This window comes from Psychromonas algarum (genome assembly GCF_004376845.1).
GTDB lineage: Bacteria > Pseudomonadota > Gammaproteobacteria > Enterobacterales > Psychromonadaceae > Psychromonas.
In genome coordinates this window covers 235425-258357 of record NZ_SNUW01000002.1, presented here as the reverse complement: position 1 = coordinate 258357, position 22933 = coordinate 235425, and the positions used below count along the sequence as shown (strand labels likewise).

Annotated in this window: 17 protein-coding genes; 16 read left to right on the top strand and 1 reads right to left on the bottom strand. The window is 36.9% G+C overall.

The window, feature by feature from the left end; translation table 11 throughout:
* Window positions 1-61: 61 nt before the first annotated feature.
* From proB to E2R68_RS01140, 9 genes are all read left to right on the top strand, one after another.
* Window positions 62-1171: a glutamate 5-kinase gene (proB, locus tag E2R68_RS01180; RefSeq protein WP_134275677.1), complete on the top strand. Its 1110-nt coding sequence runs from the start codon at window positions 62-64 to the stop codon at window positions 1169-1171.
* A gap of 41 nt (window positions 1172-1212) precedes the next feature.
* On the top strand, window positions 1213-2460 hold the full coding sequence (locus E2R68_RS01175; RefSeq protein WP_134275676.1) for a glutamate-5-semialdehyde dehydrogenase: 1248 nt from the start codon (window positions 1213-1215) through the stop codon (window positions 2458-2460).
* 357 nt (window positions 2461-2817) lie between these two features.
* Window positions 2818-3261 carry a prepilin-type N-terminal cleavage/methylation domain-containing protein gene (locus E2R68_RS14170; protein WP_134275675.1) on the top strand — a complete coding sequence of 148 codons (444 nt, stop codon included), beginning with the start codon at window positions 2818-2820 and terminating at the stop codon, window positions 3259-3261.
* A gap of 81 nt (window positions 3262-3342) precedes the next feature.
* Window positions 3343-3807 carry a prepilin-type N-terminal cleavage/methylation domain-containing protein gene (locus E2R68_RS14165; protein WP_134275674.1) on the top strand — a complete coding sequence of 155 codons (465 nt, stop codon included), beginning with the start codon at window positions 3343-3345 and terminating at the stop codon, window positions 3805-3807.
* Between the two features lie 410 nt (window positions 3808-4217).
* On the top strand, window positions 4218-4721 hold the full coding sequence (locus E2R68_RS01160) for a prepilin-type N-terminal cleavage/methylation domain-containing protein (protein ID WP_134275673.1): 504 nt from the start codon (window positions 4218-4220) through the stop codon (window positions 4719-4721).
* The gene (locus tag E2R68_RS01155) at window positions 4714-5343 is read left to right on the top strand and encodes a type IV pilus modification PilV family protein (protein ID WP_134275672.1); all 630 of its coding nucleotides are present in this window, start codon (window positions 4714-4716) and stop codon (window positions 5341-5343) included. The genes E2R68_RS01160 and E2R68_RS01155 overlap by 8 nt, the downstream gene beginning before the upstream one ends.
* Window positions 5343-6092 carry a prepilin-type N-terminal cleavage/methylation domain-containing protein gene (locus tag E2R68_RS01150; RefSeq protein ID WP_134275671.1) on the top strand — a complete coding sequence of 250 codons (750 nt, stop codon included), beginning with the start codon at window positions 5343-5345 and terminating at the stop codon, window positions 6090-6092. The genes E2R68_RS01155 and E2R68_RS01150 overlap by 1 nt, the downstream gene beginning before the upstream one ends.
* Window positions 6093-6114: 22 nt before the next feature.
* Window positions 6115-6552: an MSHA biogenesis protein MshP gene (locus E2R68_RS01145; protein ID WP_134275670.1), complete on the top strand. Its 438-nt coding sequence runs from the start codon at window positions 6115-6117 to the stop codon at window positions 6550-6552.
* The gene (locus E2R68_RS01140) at window positions 6549-9911 is read left to right on the top strand and encodes a DUF6701 domain-containing protein (protein ID WP_134275669.1); all 3363 of its coding nucleotides are present in this window, start codon (window positions 6549-6551) and stop codon (window positions 9909-9911) included. The genes E2R68_RS01145 and E2R68_RS01140 overlap by 4 nt, the downstream gene beginning before the upstream one ends.
* Before the next feature lie 73 nt (window positions 9912-9984).
* Here the strand turns inward: E2R68_RS01140 and xseA are convergent, their stop codons facing one another.
* Entirely contained in the window at window positions 9985-11313 is a 1329-nt protein-coding gene (xseA, locus tag E2R68_RS01135; RefSeq protein WP_134275668.1) for an exodeoxyribonuclease VII large subunit, read from the bottom strand.
* Between the two features lie 175 nt (window positions 11314-11488).
* Here xseA and guaB point away from each other — a divergent pair, with 175 nt between their 5' ends.
* From guaB to lpdA, 7 genes are all read left to right on the top strand, one after another.
* Window positions 11489-12955: an IMP dehydrogenase gene (gene guaB, locus E2R68_RS01130; protein ID WP_134275667.1), complete on the top strand. Its 1467-nt coding sequence runs from the start codon at window positions 11489-11491 to the stop codon at window positions 12953-12955.
* A gap of 166 nt (window positions 12956-13121) precedes the next feature.
* Window positions 13122-14702: a glutamine-hydrolyzing GMP synthase gene (guaA, locus tag E2R68_RS01125; RefSeq protein ID WP_134275666.1), complete on the top strand. Its 1581-nt coding sequence runs from the start codon at window positions 13122-13124 to the stop codon at window positions 14700-14702.
* A gap of 176 nt (window positions 14703-14878) precedes the next feature.
* The gene (gene ampD / locus E2R68_RS01120; RefSeq protein ID WP_134275665.1) at window positions 14879-15439 is read left to right on the top strand and encodes a 1,6-anhydro-N-acetylmuramyl-L-alanine amidase AmpD; all 561 of its coding nucleotides are present in this window, start codon (window positions 14879-14881) and stop codon (window positions 15437-15439) included.
* A gap of 330 nt (window positions 15440-15769) precedes the next feature.
* On the top strand, window positions 15770-16519 hold the full coding sequence (gene pdhR, locus E2R68_RS01115) for a pyruvate dehydrogenase complex transcriptional repressor PdhR (RefSeq protein ID WP_134275664.1): 750 nt from the start codon (window positions 15770-15772) through the stop codon (window positions 16517-16519).
* 198 nt (window positions 16520-16717) lie between these two features.
* Window positions 16718-19378, top strand: a complete 2661-nt coding sequence (aceE, locus tag E2R68_RS01110) for a pyruvate dehydrogenase (acetyl-transferring), homodimeric type (RefSeq protein ID WP_134275663.1) — start codon at window positions 16718-16720, stop codon at window positions 19376-19378.
* A gap of 56 nt (window positions 19379-19434) precedes the next feature.
* Complete coding sequence (aceF, locus tag E2R68_RS01105) at window positions 19435-21000, top strand: dihydrolipoyllysine-residue acetyltransferase (RefSeq protein WP_134275662.1); 1566 nt, start codon at window positions 19435-19437, stop codon at window positions 20998-21000.
* Window positions 21001-21107: 107 nt separating this feature from the next.
* Window positions 21108-22538 carry a dihydrolipoyl dehydrogenase gene (gene lpdA, locus E2R68_RS01100; protein ID WP_134275661.1) on the top strand — a complete coding sequence of 477 codons (1431 nt, stop codon included), beginning with the start codon at window positions 21108-21110 and terminating at the stop codon, window positions 22536-22538.
* Window positions 22539-22933 lie beyond the last annotated feature (395 nt).

Below are 22933 nucleotides of genomic sequence, written 5' to 3'. Positions count from 1 at the left end.
CATTAAAGGTGAATTACCTATACGTTGAGTATTTTTTATTTTCTGAAATGAAGCATAAATAATGAACGCGATTAAAAAAACAATTGTAGTTAAATTAGGAACAAGTGTCTTAACCAGTGGTACCGCTAAACTTGATCGAGCACAAATGGTTGAAATTGTACGTCAATGTGCAATTTTACATCAGCAAGGTCACCCCATTATTGTTGTTACCTCAGGCGCCATTGCTGCAGGTAAAGAGCATTTAAATATGCCTGATATCGAACCAACGATTGCTAATAAACAAATGTTAGCCGCTGTCGGCCAAGGACAACTAGTACGAGAATGGGAAAACCTATTTAAAATATACGGTTTACATGTAGGGCAAATGCTATTAACTCGTGCTGATTTAGATGATAAAGGGCGTTTTCTTAATGCTCGAGATACATTAAATACATTGTTAAAGCATCGAATTATCCCTTTAGTTAATGAAAATGATGCCGTTGCAACGCGTGAAATTAAAGTGGGTGACAATGATAATTTATCTGCATTAGTCGCATTATTAGCCGATGCTGATCAGTTAATTTTATTAACCGATCAACAAGGTTTATTTACAGCAGATCCTCGTAATAACCCTGATGCTCAATTGATCCCTGAAGTGACAGAAATAACCGATGCCATTCATCAATTGGCTGGTGGCAGTGTTGGAGGTTTAGGCACAGGTGGTATGGCGACAAAAATAGAGTCTGCTACCGTTGCTAACCGTGCTGGTATCGAAGTTGTGATTGCTTCCGGACAACGTAAAAATGTTATTTTAGATGCTGCTAATGGTTTAGCAGTGGGGACTCGTTTTATATCAGAAAACTGTCGCTTAGAAGCGAGAAAAAATTGGATCTTTGCAGGATCCCGCACAGCAGGAGTGATCGTTGTTGACCAAGGTGCAGAACAAGCCATATTAGCTACTGGTAGTAGCTTATTAGCAAAAGGTATTTGTTCTGTTGAGTCTCATTTTTTACGTGGTTACGTTGTTTCCGTTTGTAACCAACTAGGTAAAGAAATTGCCCGTGGTATCGTACGTTATAAAAGTATCGATATTGAGCAAATCAAAGGTCAACATTCAGATCAAATAGAAAAAATACTAGGTTATGAACACGGTACTGTTGTTATCCATCGTGACGATTTAGTAATTTTATAATAAATGATCCCTTAGTTTGGGATCAATTCAAAGGAGTAGGAATGAATTTACAACAAATAGGCCAACAAGCTAAAGACGCAAGCTATGAATTAGCTATTACAGATACAACTACAAAAAATGCTGCGTTAGAAGCGATTGCTATTGAATTAGAAGCAAATGTTGAAGAAATTGTCACTGCTAATAATAAAGATATTGAAGCAGGTAAAGCTGCTGGACTAACAGAAGCTTTATTAGACCGCTTATTATTAGATGAAACTCGTTTAGCTGGTGTTATTGCTGATTTACGTAGTGTGATTGGATTATCTGACCCTGTAGGTGAAGAGTTTGATAGTAAATTACTTGAGAATGGTTTAAAGCTTTGTAAACGTCGAGTACCTGTGGGGGTATTAGGTGTTATTTATGAAGCGCGTCCAAATGTAACTATTGATATTGCGGCTCTTAGTTTAAAAACAGGTAATGCAAGTATTCTACGTGGCGGTAAAGAAACCATTAATTCTAATTTAGTGTTGGTAAAACATATCCAAAATGCATTAGAAAAAGTGGGATTACCAAGAACAGCAGTGCAATACATAGAAAATACAGATCGTGCATTAGTGGGCGAATTATTAAAGTTAGATAAATACGTAGATATGATTATTCCTCGTGGTAATTCAGGTTTACAAAAATTCTGTAAAGAAAACAGCACCATTCCAGTCATTATTGGTGGTATTGGTATTTGTCATCTATTTGCTGAAAAAACAGTTAATGTAGAGAAAGCGTTAGCAATTATCGAAAACGCTAAAGTACAACGTCCAAGTGTTTGTAATGCATTAGACACATTATTAGTAGAAGCTGATATAGCAGAAACCTTCTTGCCTAAATTAGCTGCACATCTATTACCGCTTGGAGTGACATTAGTTGCAGAAGAGAAAGCAAAAGCAATTTTAGGTGATAATGCAACACTTGCTCAAGAAGGTGACTTTTCTCGTGAATGGTTATCTTTAAACCTAGGTGTCAAAATTGTTGCTAATTTAAGTGAAGCACTCGCCCATATACGAGAGCATAGTTCAGAACATTCTGACGGTATTTTGACGAATGATTTTACTGTGGCAAATAAATTTATCAATGCAGTTAATTCAGCTGCTGTTTATGTTAATACAAGTACTCGCTTTACTGATGGCAGCCAATTTGGTCTAGGTGCTGAAGTCGCAGTATCAACTCAAAAACTTCATGCTCGTGGTCCAATGGGCTTGCCTGAATTAACAACATATAAATGGATTGGTATTAGTGATAATTTAATTCGTTCTTAATTTTAATAACAAAAAAGTAAATCAATATTTAATTATATATAAAACCTGAATTATTTGACTGTAAGTGTTGGACTGCTCTACTCATTTGGTGATATATTCGCCAAAATATTATGCTTTGGTATTTTATTCATGCTTATAAAAAAAATGTTTTTATGAGCATGAACAATAAAATCGACTTATTAATTTTAAAAACAATATATCAATTAGAAAAATAGTTAATTATTTGTTTTTCAAGGTGTTAATCCAATATATTGTACTAACATAATTTGTATAAATATTATTAGTTGATTATTTGCCATAAACAATGAGTTGTTAATAAAGTACTAAATTTGAGCGTCAATATTAAAAAGGAATAAAATGATAAATCAGAAAGGTTTTACATTAATTGAATTAGTAATAGTGATCATTATTTTAGGTATTTTAGCTGCAACTGCTGTGCCTAAGTTTATTGATTTACAAGGTGATGCTCGAGCTTCCGCAATGCAAGGTGTTAAAGCTGCATTAGAAGGTGGTGCAACCCTAACTTATTCTCAAGCTGCTATTCAAGGAATTGAAAAAGTATCTTCAGGGGAAATGACAAAAAGTGGGGTCGCTGTTGTTTTTGGTTACCCTGCAAGTACGTCTGATGGGATTAATAATGCTGTTGATTTAAGCGTAGGTGATTGGACTGTCGTAAATGCCGCTCCATTGACTACTATTACAGCTTCAGGATCTAATGCAACTAATTGTGAAGTTCAATATACAGAAGCTGTTGCAGCAGGTAAACGACCTATTATTAAAGCTATTGTAACAGGTTGTTAAATATAGGTTAATGCATTAAATTAAAGATGTTAAGGTAATGTTTACTTAATAGGCAAGCTAAATTAAAAAAGGGAAGTAAAAATGAATAAACTACAAAAAGGTTTTACACTAATCGAATTAGTTATCGTGATCATTATTTTAGGTATTTTAGCTGCTGTTGCAGTGCCTAAATTTATCGATTTACAAGGTGATGCGCGTGCATCTACGACACAAGGTTTAAAAGCAGCATTAGAAAGTGGTGCTACACTAACTTATTCTAAAGCGGCAATCGCCGGTGTTGAAAAAGTAGGCTCTGAATCTACTCTAGATATTGATGGTACTGATGTTGAAATCCTTTTTGGTTACCCAACTGCATCAGGCATTTTTGATGCTGTTGATTTGAGTGCTGATGATTGGTCTCCAACATCTGCTGCGGCAGGTACTGACTCTGTTGTAATATCACCTACGAATATTGCTTCAGGTAGTGCAGCAAATTGTAGTGTTACTTATGCAAATGCAACAAGCATAGCTCGCCCAACAATTACAGTAGATACATCTGGTTGTTAATTAATTTAATATAATAAAAATCCCGCTTAGGCGGGATTTTTTTTGTCTTTTTTATGCTTGAATAGCATCAAGGTATTATTGCCTTTTTTGCTGCCTTTCTTTTACTTTTAAAATAGCTGAATTTATTTTTGCTATTTTTAAATACTTGTAATGTAAATGTTAATTTATTTTTATAATCAAAGCTTATAGCAATTACATTAAGTCTGTGCTCTAAATTTTGCGCAGAAAAAACAATTCAATTCGAGGCGTAAATTGAGATAATTACTTGTTCCATTTGCGAAATTTATAAAAACGAAGTGAGTTGTTTTAACCAGTAAAATAGATCCGCTATTTACTGTGATTGGTATTATTATTTTCAATTTTATAATAATGTACTATCAACTATATTGCTTTTAATAATGGATTAGACAATGGCATTTAGAAAAAAACAGCTGATACATCAAACATTGGGTTTTACACTCATTGAGTTAGTGATTGTGGTTATTGTATTAGCGGTACTTGCTGCAGCTGTGTTACCTAAATTAACGAGTCAATCCACTTTTGAAGATTACACCGTCAAAGACCAACTCATTTCCCGGTTACGTTTAACACAATTACAAAATATGAACGCTGACCCCGCTGTTAATGCAGTCAACAATGCTTGTTATTGGCTGGTTGCTAAATCAGCTTGTTTTTATAGTGAACATACCGCTAAAAATAATGGAGTCTGTTCGATACCTTCTGCAAACATCAGCTGTGATGATGATAGCTATAGCCAATATAATATTATTAATTTTAGTGATGGCATATTAATGCCTGCTAATTATCATTTTGATTTACAAGGTCGTTTAACAACTGGTAATAGCCCCATTTCATTAACTGGTGAAAACAACCTCATGATTAACATTGAATCAGAAGGTTATATTCATGAATAGACTCTTAGGTGTTGTTAATACTCGCCATCAATCAACTGCTGGTTTTACTTTAATAGAATTAGTTATCGGCATTGTTGTATTAGCACTCGCTTTGTTGTCAATGACCACAATGTTGATATCACAAAGTAAAGATACTCTTGAACCAATCCATCGCTTAAGAGCCTCTCAACTTGGACAAAATATTCTACAAGATATCTTATCGCGTGCTTATGACCAAAACTCTGATCATAACGGTGGGTTATATCGTTGTGGGGAAATCTGGGGAGATAATAACTTATGGTACGAGCAAAGTAGCCAAACATGGGTAAGCACTGGAACTCCAATTGCAGTTACGTGCACAAGAGCAGTTAATTACGGTATTGATGCTAGTGAAATTGAAGGTGAACATCAAAACTTTAATGATGTTGATGATTTTATTGAAAATGATTTTGTTAGTGCTGTTAGCTATGGTGATGTTCTAGGTGATGTTCTAGGTGATGATCTTTCTTCTGAGCTACAAAGTTATGCTGTAAAAATTCAAGTAACAGAAAATAAAAAAGATGTGTTTAAAGAGATCTTAGTGACAATCAAAACACCAACGGATGAAGAAATTACATTCTCTGCTTTAAAGGGGAATTATTGATGCTTATAAATAAACTCACACATCCTTCGTTAACAAAAGGTTTCACATTAATTGAATTGGTTATTGTGATCATTATTTTAGCCGCTCTTGGTATTGCAACAACCACCTACATTGGCAAAGGATTAAATATTTATAATGAAATATCCGATCGAGATAAGTCATTGAATAGTATTCGTTTTGCGATGGAGCGAATGCGTAGAGAAGCTTCTAATGCGTTACCCAATAGTGTCAAAGTGGAGAATGGTTGTTTAAGTTTTTACCCCGTTAAAAACAGTAGTTTATACTTGGATCTTCCTGTTTATCCAATAGAAGATAATCAAGCAGTGATCAATGTGATGGATGATTATAGTTATGATGCTGCTGACAAAGCTGTCGTGTATTTATTAAATGCATCTGAATTATTCGTAAGCGATGCTAATGGATCAAGTAAAGTTCAGAGTATTACTGGCATCAACACCGCTATGGATACGTTATCTTTGTCTGGTGATATTAGTTTCCCATTATCTTCACCAGCTAAGCGCCTTTATATCATCAATGAACGTTTACAATATTGTATGATTGGAGATGATTTATACCGTCAAAAAAATCAAGAGACAGGTGTATTGATGGCTGAGAATATTTCAGGAACCTTTGAAGTTATTAATGCAACACTACAACGCAATAGTCTGGTGAAAGTTAATTTTAGTTTGCCTTTAAATGATTTGGAGGTGGCTTTTGAACAAACGCTACACATTAACAATGTCCCGTAAGCAAATTCAAGGAGACGTTAAGGTGATAAATAATCAAATCACTGGCTCTCAAGTAAGCCCTAGACAGTCTGGTAGTGCCATACTTATAGCCATTTTTGTGATCATTATTGTTTCGTTATTAGCAGCAAGTTTGGTTTCATTACAACGTGATAGTGCACAAGGAGCGAGTTTTGAAGTCTATGCCGCCCGCGCATATTTATCGGCTTATTCTGGTAGTGAAATGGTATTAACTGACTTATTTCCTTTAGATTCAAGTGTGACAGAGTGTCCCGCAACATTAATTTCTCCTGATTTACCTAATAACCCTGGTTTTCATAGTTGTAGTGTCGATGTTACTTGTACAGAAAAGGTAGCTTCAGCTGGTATTGCAACACGTTATAAGTTAGTTAGTACGGCAGTTTGTGAAAGTGGTGAAATAATGACTCGTCGTCAAATTACTGTTGAGGCTACTCAATTATGAGATTATTTCAAAAGCTAATTGTTATCCTTTTTTTAATTCCGATCACCGCATTTGCTGCTGAATGCGATCCTCCTGATGATCTAAATAGCTATGTAGTCGTTAATGGAAATTACACATTAGATAATAACAATACCGATATTGCCTACCCTGGTATGTATGTGAAAGGTGACGTAACCATTGGAAACAAGGCAATATTTACTGGCTCTATATATGCGACAGGCAATGTGATCATTGGTAATAAGTCTAAAGTAACAGAAGATGTTTGGAGCGGAGGTACAATCACACTTAAACCTAATGCTGATATTTTAGGTGTTACTTGTGAGAACGTTAAGCCAGAGCCACCAATTGACTTACCGGTAGATGAGCTAATCGGGCAGTGTACTGATATTTTTCCAGATGCTGTACAAAGTTATAACTCTACATCTGAGCTTTTCATGCAAAACACAGCTCAGATATTAGATTCAAAAACGAATCTTTTTCCGTTTGGCTCTATTGCGGGTTATTATTATGATCCAGATACAGCAACAAATGGTAACCCTCCTCCAAATAGTTGTGGTGCAGGAGTAAGTTGTGGCGTTACCAGCCCGCCATCACAAGAGCTAAGTGATTTTTCCATTGTTGAAAATAATAATGGAGTGTCGTTTTCACTATGGAACTCTCAAGTAATTGAGTTAGGCGGTACAGGTGAAAGCGATACAAAATACAATGCGACTATTTTCGAAAATATCATTGCTGGTAGTAGCTCTGAAATTACTTTTTTACCCTTAGACTATGACGCTGGTTTGCTTTATCAAGTTGATTCATTAACGGTACAGGAAACTGCTACGGTTAAGTTGTCTGCTGGTGTTTATGCAATTCACACTCTTAAATTGGATCCAACTGCGCGAATCGAAGTTATAGGAGATGGAGATGTATTTTTATTTGTAGAAAATATTCAAGCTTTAAATGGACAGTTGATTAACTCAAACAGTAGTAGATGGTTTTTTATTGTTAATAGCAATTTAACTATTCATGCATCTAATTCTATTGATGCATTATTATACTCATCAGGTGATATTACTCTTAGTGGTTTTACTTTAAATGGTCAAATTGCTGCTGCTAATGTTTTTTTAGGAGGTAATACAATTATTAATTATGAGTCTATATGTGGTGGAGAAATTACCCCTCCAAATAATAATTATAGCTTCTCCTTTGATGGTTTAGACCAAAATGGTTTGACTTGTTCTGCACAAACGATTCCGATAAAAGTGTTGTTAGATGCAAATGTTGATACCGATTATTCGAGTGCAATTTCACTTTCTACAAGCACTAACCTTGGTGATTGGAGTATTGGTGATGGTCAAGGTAGTTTAACTAATAATGGCAATGGGAAAGCTGAATATAATTTTTCAGCATCTGATAATGGTACTGTGAATTTAGCGCTTTTCCATCCAGATGCTGGAGATGTCGTTGTTACCGTTGCAGGGAGTGGAGCAACAATCGATTCTCCGATAATTACCTTTAGACCTTTTAAGTTACAAGCTGCATTAAGTTGTGAAAAAGATATCAATGGTGATTGTATTAATATTGCTAATCGTCCTTTCTCATTAACATTAACAGCTATCGGGGAAGATACTACAACAGGACAATGTCAGGTTGTTGAAGGTTATACGGGCACTAAAGAATTACAGTTTTGGTCATCATACGTTAGTCCAACTACGCCAGTTGGTGTCGATGTAGAAGTGGAGGGGGATCCGGTTGGTAAGTCTGCAAATGCTGCAACATTAGTTGATGTTGCATTTTCTTCTGGTGTTAGTAGCACTCCAATTGCTATTAATTACCCTGATACAGGCCAAATACAAATACATGCTCGTGACGATGCTGGAGTTGGGAGTCCACCTGCAGATGCTAATCAAAATGATGAATTACAAGGTAGTACGTCAACTATTGTGAATCCTTTAGAATTACAAATTAGCGATGTAACAGGTTATAAGCGAGATGCTATCAGTGCAGGAACGTCTATAACTAACCCTGAAACGAGTGATGTTGGGAGTGGTTTTATTCGTTCAAGTAATGTCGATTATAGTGCTGTAGCGGTTGATACTTTTGATCTAACAGTCACTGCGGTAAAAGACTGTACTAACGATAGTAAAGGGCACTGTAATGGAACTTATGGGACTCGAACGCCTAGTTTTTCGAGTACGATTAATTTACAGCCTAGTTTAGTTTTTCCAAGCAGTGGCACATTAGGAAATTTACAATATAACGGAACTGATGGTTATAAAGTCGATTTGACATCCGGTGAGTTTGTTTATCAAAACCTTGCTTATGATGAAGTTGGGACGTTGGGCTTAATTGCTAAAACTGAAAATGATTATTTAGTCGCAAATAATGAAATTGAAAGTTCTGCAATTAAAAGTATCGGGCGCTTCTATCCTGATTATTTAGCGTTTAATGGTTTCAATGTTACTCCTGCCTGTAATAGTGATTACACTTATATTGGCCAGCAAGATATTGAAGTAAATTACAGCATGATCGCTTATGCGCAGGGGGGGCAAAAGATCACTGTAAATTATGATTATAATTTAGGCTATCCAGTGGCTGCAAAAGATACTGCCTCTGGTAGTTTTTCTGATCAAGCGAATACTGATCAAACATTACTTTCATTAAGTGACCGTTTATTACCTGCCGATTATTATCAAGCCAGTTCATGGATAGCGGGTCAGCATGATATTACTGGGCTTAAAATGGGGATTGCTAAAACAACTTCACCTGAGGGACCTTACTTTAGTGCCGACAAAGTTAACTATTTTATTCAATTAACAGGGAAAGATGGAGAGAAAATTCAGATGGATAGTACAACAACTTGTGCTGCCGATAGTTGTTTCTTAGGTGACTTAGGTGATTTAGCTTATGGCCGCTTACAAGCGGGGAGTGGTCATGGTAGCGAATTTCAAGCGATTAGAACGGATGTACAGGCTACTTATTACGATGGAACAAGATTTGTTAATTTTACTCGTGATGTTTGTACGGCTATTAATCTTTCGCAAGTGACAAGTGATCCGGTTAAGAATGCATCAAATGATATCCAAGTGAGCGATCCAATCAGTAATACTAGTGGGACAACAAAACTGAGTATTATTAATAGCCCATTAATTGCTGGTAAAAGTCAGTTTAATTTTTCTGCTCCTGATAATCGTGGTGAGTTAGATTACTTTATTAATTTAGAAACAGTGGCTCCTTGGTTATTAGATCCTGGTAATGCAGTAACTTGTTCTGGCGAGAGTGGTACTTTAAAAGACTGTATTTCAGGACATGTGGCATTTGGCTTGTTTAGAGGAAACGATAGAATAATTTATCGTCTACAGACCTTTAACTAAAAAAATAAAGTGAGCAGTGCCATGGTTAACTGCTCACTTATAATGTAAATCTAGGCATCAATTATCTCTATTACTAGATTACCTGAGCGTTAATCTGACCTTTATCTAAAGTAACTTGAATATTCTCACCTGTTTTTAAAGTACTCGCATCAGTACACACTTTACCTTTGGTATCTTTCACTATGGCATATCCACGAGCTAGTGTAGCAAGTGGACTAAAAGCGTGTAGTTGTTGCATTTGATGATGTAGATGTTGTTCAGAATTATTTAATTTCGCTAATATTGCTTGTGTTAACTGGCGGTTTAATTGTTGCTGCTTTTGTTGTTCAATTTTAATGTAATGTGCAGGACTTGCTTGTTGTAATCGATTCTGCAATTGGTTTGTTAGGTTAAGTTGCTGCTGACATTTTTGTTGCATTGCATGTTGTAAACGTAAACTTATTTCATCTAAGTGTTGCGCTTGTTGTTGTAGTTTATGTTTTGGATCGTGTTGTAATAATGTTTGTTTTAACACACTTTGCTGGTGGATCTTATGTTGCATGGTATTTAACATCGCTTGTTTAAGGCGAGTCATTAAACTATCAAGCTGTGTTGATACAAAGGTTTTATGTTGACTAACTAACTCTGCTGCTGCAGAAGGCGTTGCAGCTCTGAGATCGGCGACAAAATCACTGATTGTGATATCGATTTCATGACCCACTGCACTGATCACTGGTAATTGACTACGGTAAATTGCATAAGCAACTTCTGCTTCATTAAAACACCATAAATCTTCTAGAGAACCGCCTCCTCGCCCAACAATTAATACATCACATTCATTACGCGCATTAGCTAATGCAATTTGTGATGCGACAGAAAAAGCACTGCCTTGACCTTGCACTTGGCTTGGATAGATGACAACTTGCAAACGTGGATCTCGGCGCTGTAATACGCTAAGAATATCGTGTAAAGCAGCTCCAGTTGAAGAAGTAATAATGCCCACTCGCTTTATTATTTCAGGAAGTGGTTTTTTTAATGATTCGGAAAATAGTCCCTGTGCGGCTAATTGGCATTTTAATTCTTCAAATTGTTGTTTTAATAAACCATCACCTTCCGGTGCCATGGTTTCTACAATCAACTGATAATCACCACGAGCTTCATATAAACTTAATTTTCCTCGAACGAGTACTTGTTGGCCGTGTTTTGGAGTAAATCCTGTTCGGCTATTATTGCCTCGAAACATGGCGCATTTGATCTGAGCATTATGATCTTTAAGAGTGAAATACCAATGCCCTGAAACCGCAATAGTAAGATTGGATATTTCACCGGATAACCAAACAACACCTAAACTTGTTTCCAGTAAAGACTTTGCTGCACGATTAAGTGAACTGACGCTGTATATGTTGCTATTTTGAGTTGCCATAAAGAGGTTTTTACCGAATAAATCAGGAACTAAATACTAACATAGTAAAAAGTGATGATAAAAACATAAATTATATTGTACTTATCCTTGATTACGATTAAAATCCCACCGCAATATCATACCCAAGATTTTTGGGTATATCTAAAATACTCCCAACTATAAGTGAGATATTGCAATGCTAAGAATCGCAAAAGATGCGTTAACATTTGACGACGTATTATTAGTACCAGCCCATTCGACTGTACTACCTAACACAGCCGATCTAAAAACCCAATTAACAGCAAAAATTTCGTTAAATATCCCTGTATTATCTGCTGCAATGGATACGGTAACTGAGTCGCGCTTTGCTATTGCTTTAGCTCAAGAAGGCGGCATTGGTTTTATCCATAAAAATATGTCTATTGAAGTACAAGCGGAACAAGTTCGTTTAGTTAAAATTCATGAAAGTGGTGTTGTTGCAAACCCTGTGACAGTTTCACCAAGTACAACTTTAGATGAGATTAAAAAGCTAACTAAAAAGCATGGCTTTGCTGGTTACCCTGTTGTTGAAGAATCAGGTGAATTAGTGGGGATTATCACTGGACGTGATGTTTTATTTGAAACTGATTTAACTAAACCTGCATCTGCTGTGATGACAGGAAAATCTGACTTAGTGACAGCAAAACCAAATACACCTCGCGATGAAATTGAAGCATTAATGCATAAACATCGTCTTGAAAAAGTATTATTAACGGATGATAGCTTTAAACTTAAAGGCATGATCACGGTTAAAGATTTCCGTAAAGCAGAGCGTAAACCAAATGCATGTAAAGATGAATTTGGTCGTTTACGAGTAGGTGCTGCTGTTGGTGCAAGTGCAGGTAATGAAGAACGTATTGCTGCATTAGTTGAAGCGGGTGTTGATGTGTTATTAATTGACTCTTCACACGGCCATTCTCAAGGTGTATTAGATCGTATTAAAGCAACACGTGCTGCACATCCTGATTTACAAATCATTGGTGGTAATGTTGCAACTGGTGAAGGTGCAAAAGCGTTAGTAGCTGCTGGTTGTAATGCAGTTAAAGTAGGTATCGGCCCTGGTTCTATTTGTACTACTCGTATTGTAACTGGCGTAGGTGTTCCACAGATCACAGCTATTTCTGATGCAGTAGATGCGTTAGAAGGTACTGGCGTTCCTGTTATTGCTGACGGTGGCATTCGTTTCTCTGGTGATATTGCAAAAGCATTAGCAGCAGGCGCATCATGTGTCATGATGGGAAGCATGTTTGCTGGTACTGATGAATCTCCTGGTGAAATTATTTTATACCAAGGTCGTTCATACAAAGCATACCGTGGTATGGGGTCTTTAGGGGCTATGTCTCAAGGTTCATCGGATCGTTACTTCCAATCTGATAATGCTGCTGACAAATTAGTACCAGAAGGTATTGAAGGTCGTGTCGCTTATAAAGGTAAAGTAAAGGAAATTATTCATCAGCAAATGGGTGGTGTTCGTTCATCAATGGGCTTGACTGGTTGTGCAACAATTAAAGAGATGAATACTAAAGCACAATTTGTAAAAATTACTAGTGCTGGTATGGGTGAAAGCCACGTTCATGATGTTGCGATTACTAAAGAAGCACCAAACTACCGTAGTGCTGGTTAGTTTCTGTATTGCTACTAACTAAATTAAGTTAGTAGCAAATCACTTCATGAGGTTAATGAATAAAAATTAATTCACTGAGTGATCATCAAGATAAAACTTAAAGACGATATTTATCGTCTTTTATTCTTTTTTAAAAGCAAGAATAAAAAAAGACAAGGACAAGATAATGAGCAAGAACATTCATGAACAGCGTATTCTAATATTAGATTTCGGTTCTCAATACACGCAATTAATTGCACGTCGTATTCGTGAAATTGGTGTTTACTGTGAACTTTGGAGCTGGGATGTTAATGAAGAGGATATCAAAGAATTCCATCCTGACGGTATCATCTTAGCTGGTGGCCCTGAAAGCGTTATTGCTGAAGGTTCACCTCGTGCACCTGAATATGTATTTAATGCTGGTGTACCTGTATTAGGCATCTGTTACGGCATGCAAACTATGTCTCACCAATTAGGTGGCGCTGTTATTAAAGGTGAAGGTGAAGGTGAATTTGGTTATGCACAAGTTGAAGTGCAAGCTGAGTCTGCATTCCTTAAAGGCATTCAAGATGCTGTGTCTGAAGATGGTAAAACATTATTAGACGTATGGATGAGCCATGGTGATAAAGTGTCTGCTATTCCGGCGGATTTTATTACTGTTGCTAATACTGCGACCTGTCAGTTTGCCGCTATCGCCAATGAAGAAAAACGTTTTTACGGTGTGCAATTCCACCCTGAAGTAACACACACGGCACAAGGTGAAGGTATGTTACGTAACTTCGTTGTGGATATTTGTGGTTGTGAAACATTATGGACTCCAGCTTCAATTATTGATGATGCTGTTGCTCGTATGAAAGAACAGATTGGCGATGATGAAGTTATTTTAGGTTTATCTGGTGGTGTTGATTCTTCTGTTGTAGCGATGCTTTTACAGCGTGCGATTGGTGATAAATTAACATGTGTATTTGTTGATAACGGTTTGTTACGTTTAAACGAAGGTGCACAAGTAATGGAAATGTTTGGCGATAAATTTGGATTGAATATTATCCATGTGAATGCTGAGCATCGTTTCCTAGAGCAAATGGCAGGCGAAAGCGATCCTGAAACTAAGCGTAAAATCATTGGTCGTGTTTTTGTTGAAATATTTGATGAAGAATCTAAAAAATTATCAAATGCAAAATGGCTTGCACAAGGCACTATCTACCCTGATGTGATTGAATCAGCTGCTTCTAAAAATGGTAAAGCGCATGTGATCAAATCTCACCATAACGTAGGTGGATTACCTGATGATATGGAAATGGGGCTAGTTGAGCCGTTACGTGAATTGTTTAAAGATGAAGTACGTAAAATTGGTTTAGAGTTAGGTTTACCATACAACATGCTTTACCGTCATCCTTTCCCTGGACCAGGTTTAGGTGTACGTGTTTTAGGTGAAGTGAAAAAAGAATACTGTGATTTATTACGCCGTGCTGACGCTATCTTCATTGAAGAATTACATAAAGCAGATTTATACCATAAAGTAAGCCAAGCATTTGTTGTTTTCTTGCCAGTGCGTTCTGTAGGTGTAATGGGCGATTGCCGTAAATATGATTGGGTAGTTTCTTTACGTTGTGTTGAAACAATCGACTTTATGACGGCACGTTGGTCACATCTTCCTTATGATTTAATTGGTCATGTATCAAATCGAATTATTAATGAAATTGATGGTATTTCTCGCGTAGTATACGATGTGTCAGGTAAACCACCTGCAACAATTGAATGGGAATAATCATCGGACGATGAAGATCCTTAGTTAATTTTTGAATGATAAAGGTGGCTTTTTAGTCACCTTTTTTATTGGTCTTAGAAAAGGGACTTTATTTAACGTCATTATTATATGGATCATTGACGTGGGAACCTTTTTTGTTTGCAATGAAGCCTGTCATTCGTTTTAAGGATAATAAAATGATTAATCACCTTGGTGTATTAGATAATGCAGTGTTGATTAAAAGTCCTTTTTTTAATCAACGTCCACCTCATACTGAAATAAGTTTATTAGTAATACATTGTATTAGTTTGCCTGAAGGGCAGTTTGCAACCGAGCATATTAAAAACTTATTTACTGGTTGTTTAGATTGTAAAGCCGATCCGAGCTTTGCTGATTTAGAAGGATTAGAAGTTTCTGCTCATTGTGTCATTCGTCGAGATGGTTTAATTGAACAATATGTATCTTTTCAGCAACGAGCTTGGCATGCGGGGGTATCTTCATTTCAAGGCGTTGATAGTTGTAATGATTTTTCTATTGGTATCGAATTAGAAGGTACTGATTGTACTGCTTATACGGATGCGCAATATAAGGCGTTAGCTGATGTAACTAAACAAGTTCAGTTGCAATATCCAGCGATCACAAATCAACGTATCGTGGGACATAGTGATATTGCCCCTGGTCGTAAAACCGATCCGGGTAGTGAATTTGATTGGGAACATTACTTTCAACTAGTCGCGAATACCAATCACAGTAAATAGCTGTTCTATTTTACTGGTTAAAAAAACTCACTTCTTTGCTATAAATAGTTATTTTAACTTCAAGCTAAGTTGTTTTTATAACATTACCTTTTGATGTTTGTAGCATCAATTTTCTTTAAGTTACTAATACTATTATCTTTTTTTTCTTTATTTTAAGACAAACTTTATCCTTATTATTTCCCCTACTTTTGATTTAAATCATAAAAATATAGACATCAATTGTTAATTTTGTTAATTTCTACGTATTAAATGTTAATTGGTAATACCATTTTACATTTGACCGAGTTAATGTATTGATAGAGTACAACGATTAGTTGATTTAAGGCTGTTATGACTTACGCAAAAATTAAACAACCTAAACTTGCTGATGTGATTGAATCACAGATTGAAAGCATGATTTTAGAAGGGAGTTTAGAGCTTGGTGAAAAGTTATTACCTGAGCGTGAGTTAGCAAAACAATTTGATGTATCACGTCCTTCATTACGCGAAGCGATTCAACGCTTAGAATCAAAGGGTTTATTAACACGCCGACAAGGTGGTGGAACCTACGTAAAAGAAGAGTTACGAGAGCAATTAACCGATCCTTTATTTGAATTATTAAACTCACATCCAGAATCTAAATATGACTTATTAGAATTTCGTCATGCTATTGAAGGATTCTCTGCTTATTATGCTGCTTTACGTGGCACCTCTGAAGACTTTAAAAAAATTCAAACAAGCTTCACTGCTATTGATACAGCAAATAAAACTGGTAATATTGAGCTCGAGATTGAATCTGTCGTGCAGTTTTATCTAGCAGTGATTGATGCGTCGCATAATGTTGTATTTTTACACTTAGCGCGAGGCATAAAACCATTATTACAAAAAAACATTTCAGACAATGTAAAACAGCTGTATTTATATCCCGAAGTGGCTAAAAAAATACATCAGCATCGTCTACAGTTGATTAATGCTATTTTATCTAAACAACCGATGAAAGCGAAAGAAGCCTCAGATCAACATCTTAATTATATTGAAGAAACACGCTTGGTTATGTTGCGTGAAGAGAGTGCCTTTAAACGTGAGTTGGGTCGCTCTTAAAAACGTACCCCGTTTTATAGTATGACGGGAACAGTCTTTTCTGTTCAAAATACTTATATACATAACTATTTAGATTACTTATTGCCAAAATGGCATGGCAAGCGTGCTGTAAAGCAGGTAGTGGTTAATTCAAATAGTTATAACAACAACGCTTGGCTTTCGGGCTGAGATTATCTAGTGATATAGAAGGAAAGTGTCATGACTGACATCCTAAATGATATTGATGCACAAGAAACTTCTGAATGGCTTGAAGCATTATCAACCATTCTTGAAGATGAGGGCTCTGAACGCGCTCAATTTATCCTTGAAAAAGTGATGGAAAAAGCACGTGTAGAAGGTGTTAATTTGCCACACGGCATCAATACTAACTACGTTAATACTATCGCTACAAGCGAGCAACCAGCTTATCCTGGCGACCTTAAAATAGAGCGACGTATTCGTTCAATCATTCGCTGGAATGCGATCATGATTGTTATGCGAGCTTCTAAGAAAGATTTAGATTTAGGCGGCCACATGGCTTCTTATCAATCTGCTGCTGCATTTTATGAAGTATGTTTTAACCACTTCTTCCGTGCCGCTAATGATACAGATGGCGGTGATTTAGTTTATTACCAAGGTCATATCTCTCCAGGTATCTATGCGCGTGCATTTGTTGAAGGTCGTTTAACTGCTGAACAACTAGATAACTTCCGTCAAGAAGTAGATGGTAAAGGTTTACCTTCTTACCCACACCCTAAATTATTGCCTGAATTCTGGCAGTTCCCTACGGTATCAATGGGTCTTGGTCCAATTACATCTATTTACCAAGCACGTTTCTTAAAATACCTTGCTGGTCGTGGATTAAAAGATACTACGTCACAACGTGTTTACGCTTTCCTAGGTGATGGCGAAATGGATGAGCCAGAATCACGTGGTTCATTATCTTTTGCTGCACGTGAAAGATTAGATAACTTATGTTTCCTAGTAAACTGTAATCTACAACGTCTAGATGGTCCTGTTGTTGGTAACGGTAGCATTATCCAAGAACTAGAAGGCCTATTTACAGGTGCTGGTTGGAATGTTGTTAAAGTTATCTGGGGCAGTAACTGGGATGCATTAATCGCAAAAGATACTTCTGGTAAATTATTGCAATTAATGGAAGAAACAGTTGATGGTGATTACCAAGCATTTAAATCAAAAGATGGTGCTTACGTACGTGAACACTTCTTCGGTAAATACCCTGAAACAGCTGCATTAGTAGCTGATATGACAGATGAAGAGATCTTTGCTCTAAAACGTGGTGGTCATGACTCATCTAAACTGTACGCAGCATTTAAAAATGCAGAAGATACAGTAGGTAAACCAACGGTAATTTTAGCTAAAACAGTTAAAGGTTATGGTATGGGCGCAGCGGCTGAAGGCAAAAATATTGCTCACGGCGTGAAGAAAATGAATGAATCACATATTCAAAGCCTACGTGATCGTTTAGGTCTTCAAGATCTAATCAGTAACGAGCAAGCTGCTGAACTTCCTTACTTAACATTGGAAGAAGGTTCTGAAGAATACAAATACTTACACGGTCAACGTGAAGCATTATTAGGTTACACACCAAAACGTCTACCTGACTTTACTGAAAAATTAGCTGTTCCAGCATTAGATAAATTTGCACCGCTTTTACAAGAGCAAAAACGTGAAATATCTACAACAATGGCTTACGTACGTATCTTAAACGTACTATTGAAAGATAAAGCGATTGGCAAAAATATCGTTCCAATCATCTGTGATGAAGCACGTACGTTTGGTATGGAAGGTCTATTCCGTCAAATCGGTATTTATAACCCTGATGGACAAGAATACACACCAGAAGATCGCGGTGTTGTTTCTTACTATAAAGAAGCTTCATCTGGTCAAGTATTACAAGAAGGTATCAACGAGCTAGGCTCAATGGCGTCATGGGTAGCTGCTGCGACATCTTACAGCACTAATGACTTACCAATGATCCCATTCTACATCTACTACTCTATGTTTGGTTTCCAACGTATTGGTGATATGGCTTGGTTAGCGGGTGATCAACAAGCTCGTGGTTTCTTATTAGGTGCTACTGCTGGTCGTACAACGCTAAATGGTGAAGGTCTTCAACATGAAGATGGTCATAGTCACATTCAAGCAAATACAATTCCAAACTGTATTTCTTATGACCCAACATTTGCTTATGAGCTTGCTGTTATTGTACAAGACGGTATTGAACGCATGTACGGTGAGAATCCAGAAAGTGTGTTCTATTACTTAACTGTAATGAATGAAAACTATGCGATGCCAGCAATGCCTGAAGGTGCTGAAGAAGGTATTCGTAAAGGTATCTACAAACTGCAATCTCACGAAGGTAGCCATAAAGTTCAACTATTGAGCTCTGGTACTATCATGAATGAAGTACGTAAAGCTGCTGAAATCTTAAGTGAAGAATATAACGTAGCGTCTGACGTATTCTCTGTTACTTCATTTAATGAATTAACACGTGATGGTCAAGATGTTGAACGTTACAACATGTTAAACCCTGAAGCAGAACAAAAAACTGCGTATATCACTGACGTATTAGGTGATGAACCAACAATTGCTGCAACGGATTACATGAAAAATTATGCTGAGCAAGTACGTGCATTTATTCCTTCTGATACTTATAAAGTACTAGGTACAGATGGATTTGGTCGTTCAGATAGCCGTGCTAACTTACGTCGTCACTTTGAAGTAAATGCTGCTTACGTTGTTGTAGCTGCGCTAAGCGAACTAGCTAAACGTGGTGATATTAAAACATCAGTAGTAACAGAAGCGATTGCTAAGTTTGATATTGATGTAAACAAAACTAACCCTTTATTTGCGTAAGTCAGTCTCGGTGTTAGTAAAACTAACACCGACTTTTATTGATTAGGAAAATTATTATGTCTGAATTAAAAGAATTTTTACTACCTGATATTGGTGCTGACGCAGCTGATATTACTGAAATCTTAGTTTCTGTTGGTGACACTATCGCTGAAGACCAAGATGTATTAACTATCGAAGGCGATAAAGCTGCGATGGACGTACCTTCATCAGTTGCTGGTGTTGTTAAAGAGATTAAAGTAAATGTTGGTGACAGCGTTTCTGAAGGTAACCTTGTATTAATCGTTGAAGTTGCTGGTTCTGCTGCAGAAGCGCCTGCTGCTCCAGTTGCTGAAGCATCACCAGCAGTAGAAGCAGCTCCTGCTGCATCAACTGCAACTGCGGTTAAAGAAGTTTGTGTTCCTGACATCGGTGGTGATGAAGTTGAAGTAACTGATATATTGGTTGCTGTTGGCGATACTATTACTGAAGATCAAGATATTATTACTGTTGAAGGTGATAAAGCATCAATGGATGTACCTGCTCCATTCGGTGGTGTTGTTAAAGAAATAAAAATATCAACGGGTGATAAAGTATCTGAAGGTACTTTAATCTTAATCGTTGAAGCAGAAGGTGCTGCACCAGCTGCACCAGTTGAAGCACCTAAGGCTGCACCTGCAGAAGCTCCTAAAGCTGCTGCACCAGCACCTGTTAAAGCTGAAATCACTCCTGTCAATGCATCTATTAAAGCATCTCCATCAGTACGCCGTATTGCTCGTGAATTTGACTTAGACTTAAACGTTATTGCCGCTTCTGGCCCTAAAGGTCGTACTACAAAAGAAGATGTTCAAAAATTCGTTAAAGCACAATTACAAGCGGCTAAATCTGGTGGCGCTGGCGGCTTAGCAGTTGCTGCTTCTCCTAAAGTTGATTTTGCGAAATTCGGTGAGGTTGAAGTTAAAGAGCTTTCTCGTATTCAGAAAATATCTGGTCCTGCTTTACATCGTAACTGGGTAACTATCCCACATGTTACACAATTCGACGAAGCTGATATCACTGAACTAGAAGCATTCCGTAAAGAGCAAAATGCAATCGCTGCTAAGAAAGAGCTAGGTGTTAAAATTAGCCCATTAGTATTTATGATCAAAGCAGTTGCTAAAGCATTAGAGCTTTACCCTAACTTTAATTCTTCTTTATCGGAAGATGGTCAAAGCTTGATCTTGAAAAAATACTTTAACGTTGGTATTGCTGTTGATACGCCAAACGGCCTTGTTGTTCCAGTTGTTAAAGACGTATTAAACAAAGGTATTTTTGATATCTGTCGTGAGATTGCTGAGATTTCTAAGAAAGCTCGTGCAGGCAAATTAACTGCTAAAGATATGCAAGGTGGTAGCATTACTATCTCTAGTCTTGGTGGTATCGGTGGTACTCAATTTACACCTATCGTTAATGCTCCAGAAGTTGCTATCTTAGGTGTTTCTAAATCAGCAATTAAACCACAGTGGAATGGTAAAGAGTTTGAACCTCGTTTAATGGTTCCTTTAGCTCTTTCTTACGACCATCGTGTAATCGATGGTGCTGATGGCGCACGCTTTATTACAGCAGTTAACAACTATTTATCTGATTTACGTACATTGATCTTATAATTTTGTTAATTAGGTCGGCATTTTGCCGGCCATTTATTTTTACATTTGCTTAACATTTGAATACACTAGAAATAATATTTTTAGTGTTCATTTTTATTGAGGTCAACATGAGTAAAGAAATCAAAGCACAGGTTGTTGTAATTGGCTCTGGTCCTGCTGGGTATTCAGCGGCATTCCGCGCAGCAGACTTAGGTCTAGAAACAGTATTAATTGAAAAATATGAAACACTTGGTGGTGTTTGTCTAAATGTAGGTTGTATCCCATCTAAAGCTCTTTTGCATGTCTCAAAAGTAATTGAAGAAGCAAAAGCATTATCTGAGCATGGTGTATTATTTGGTGAACCTTCTACTGATATCGATAAAATTCGTATCTGGAAAGAGAAAGTTGTATCACAGTTAACTGGCGGCCTTCAAGGCATGGCTAAAATGCGTAAAGTGACAACGGTTAATGGTTGGGGACGTTTTACTGGTGCTAACACTATTGAAGCAACTGACCGTGAAGGTGAAGTAACAACGATCACTTTTGATAACGCAATTATTGCCGCGGGTTCTCGCCCAGTTAAACTACCATTTATTCCACATGATGACCCTCGCGTATGGGATTCTACAGATGCGTTAGAACTTAAATCTGTCCCTAAACGTTTACTTATTTTAGGCGGTGGTATCATCGGTCTTGAAATGGGTACAGTATACAAATCACTAGGTTCTGATGTTGATGTTGTTGAATTTGCAGACCAATTAGTACCTGCTGCCGATAAAGATATCGTGCAAGTTTATACTAAGAAAGTTAAAAACAAATTCAACATCATGTTATCAACTAAAGTAACTGCTGTTGATGCTAAAGAAGATGCATTATACGTTTCTTTTGAAGGTAAAAATGCACCAGCTGAAGCAAAAGCTTATGATGCTGTATTAGTTGCTGTTGGCCGTGTACCAAACGGTTTCTCTGTAGATGCTGAGAAAGCTGGTATTAACGTTACTGAACGTGGCTTCATTGAAGTTGATAAGCAAATGCATACTAATGTACCGCATATCCACGCTATCGGTGATATCGTTGGTCAACCAATGCTTGCGCATAAAGGTGTGCATGAAGCGCATGTTGCTGCTGAAGTTATTGCAGGTAAGAAACATTACTTCGATCCTAAAACAATTCCTTCAATTGCATACACAGAGCCAGAAATGGCATGGGTTGGTGTAACTGAGAAAGAAGCAAAAGAGCAAGGTATTAACTACGAAAAATCAGTATTCCCTTGGGCGGCTTCTGGTCGTGCAATCGCATCTGATTGTTCTGATGGTATGACTAAACTGATCTTTGATAAAGATACTCATCGTATCATTGGTGGTTCAGTTGTTGGTACTAATGCAGGTGAATTATTAGGTGAAATCGGCCTAGCAATTGAAATGGGTTGTGATGCAGAAGATATCGCATTAACTATCCATGCTCACCCAACATTACATGAATCTGTTGGTCTTGCTGCTGAAATCTATGAAGGTTCTATTACGGATCTTCCAAATGCTAAAGCGGTTAAACGTAAATAATAAACGTTTTAACAACTAGCATATTATTAAGCTTGTTATCGTTAAGGTAACAAGCTTTTTTTATGGCTTTAATTTATCACTTGATGCACAGAGCAATAGTAGTTTTCCTATATCCTCAATGACGAGGGGGAGAATAGATTTAACCTGCTCACCGTTATTCTGCTAAACCTTATTGCTTATCCATATTATTTTCAGACTTTTTTGACACATAAGATAAACCTTCACCAGTATTAAACACAGTGTCATTGTGGAGGGCTAATAAAAAGAAAATAAGCTGCTTTTCATTACTAGCTATATATAAAAGGATTACATAAAAATCCTCTCAACTTTCTTTATAGAGGCTGGTGAGTCTATTTATTTTCAGGTGTATTTATGTAGATAGGCTAAAGTGAGAG

Bases quoted from the DNA above. Each gene is read 5' to 3' on its own strand.
- E2R68_RS01150 (WP_134275671.1), top strand. From the start codon at position 5,343: ATGCTTATAAATAAACTCACACATCCTTCGTTAACAAAAGGTTTCACA.
- guaB (WP_134275667.1), top strand. From the start codon at position 11,489: ATGCTAAGAATCGCAAAAGATGCGTTAACATTTGACGACGTATTATTA.
- proB (WP_134275677.1), top strand. From the start codon at position 62: ATGAACGCGATTAAAAAAACAATTGTAGTTAAATTAGGAACAAGTGTC.
- E2R68_RS01155 (WP_134275672.1), top strand. From the start codon at position 4,714: ATGAATAGACTCTTAGGTGTTGTTAATACTCGCCATCAATCAACTGCT.
- E2R68_RS01160 (WP_134275673.1), top strand. From the start codon at position 4,218: ATGGCATTTAGAAAAAAACAGCTGATACATCAAACATTGGGTTTTACA.
- aceE (WP_134275663.1), top strand. From the start codon at position 16,718: ATGACTGACATCCTAAATGATATTGATGCACAAGAAACTTCTGAATGG.
- ampD (WP_134275665.1), top strand. From the start codon at position 14,879: ATGATTAATCACCTTGGTGTATTAGATAATGCAGTGTTGATTAAAAGT.
- aceF (WP_134275662.1), top strand. From the start codon at position 19,435: ATGTCTGAATTAAAAGAATTTTTACTACCTGATATTGGTGCTGACGCA.
- E2R68_RS01140 (WP_134275669.1), top strand. From the start codon at position 6,549: ATGAGATTATTTCAAAAGCTAATTGTTATCCTTTTTTTAATTCCGATC.
- E2R68_RS01175 (WP_134275676.1), top strand. From the start codon at position 1,213: ATGAATTTACAACAAATAGGCCAACAAGCTAAAGACGCAAGCTATGAA.
- E2R68_RS14165 (WP_134275674.1), top strand. From the start codon at position 3,343: ATGAATAAACTACAAAAAGGTTTTACACTAATCGAATTAGTTATCGTG.
- lpdA (WP_134275661.1), top strand. From the start codon at position 21,108: ATGAGTAAAGAAATCAAAGCACAGGTTGTTGTAATTGGCTCTGGTCCT.
- pdhR (WP_134275664.1), top strand. From the start codon at position 15,770: ATGACTTACGCAAAAATTAAACAACCTAAACTTGCTGATGTGATTGAA.
- guaA (WP_134275666.1), top strand. From the start codon at position 13,122: ATGAGCAAGAACATTCATGAACAGCGTATTCTAATATTAGATTTCGGT.
- xseA (WP_134275668.1), bottom strand. From the start codon at position 11,313: ATGGCAACTCAAAATAGCAACATATACAGCGTCAGTTCACTTAATCGT.
- E2R68_RS14170 (WP_134275675.1), top strand. From the start codon at position 2,818: ATGATAAATCAGAAAGGTTTTACATTAATTGAATTAGTAATAGTGATC.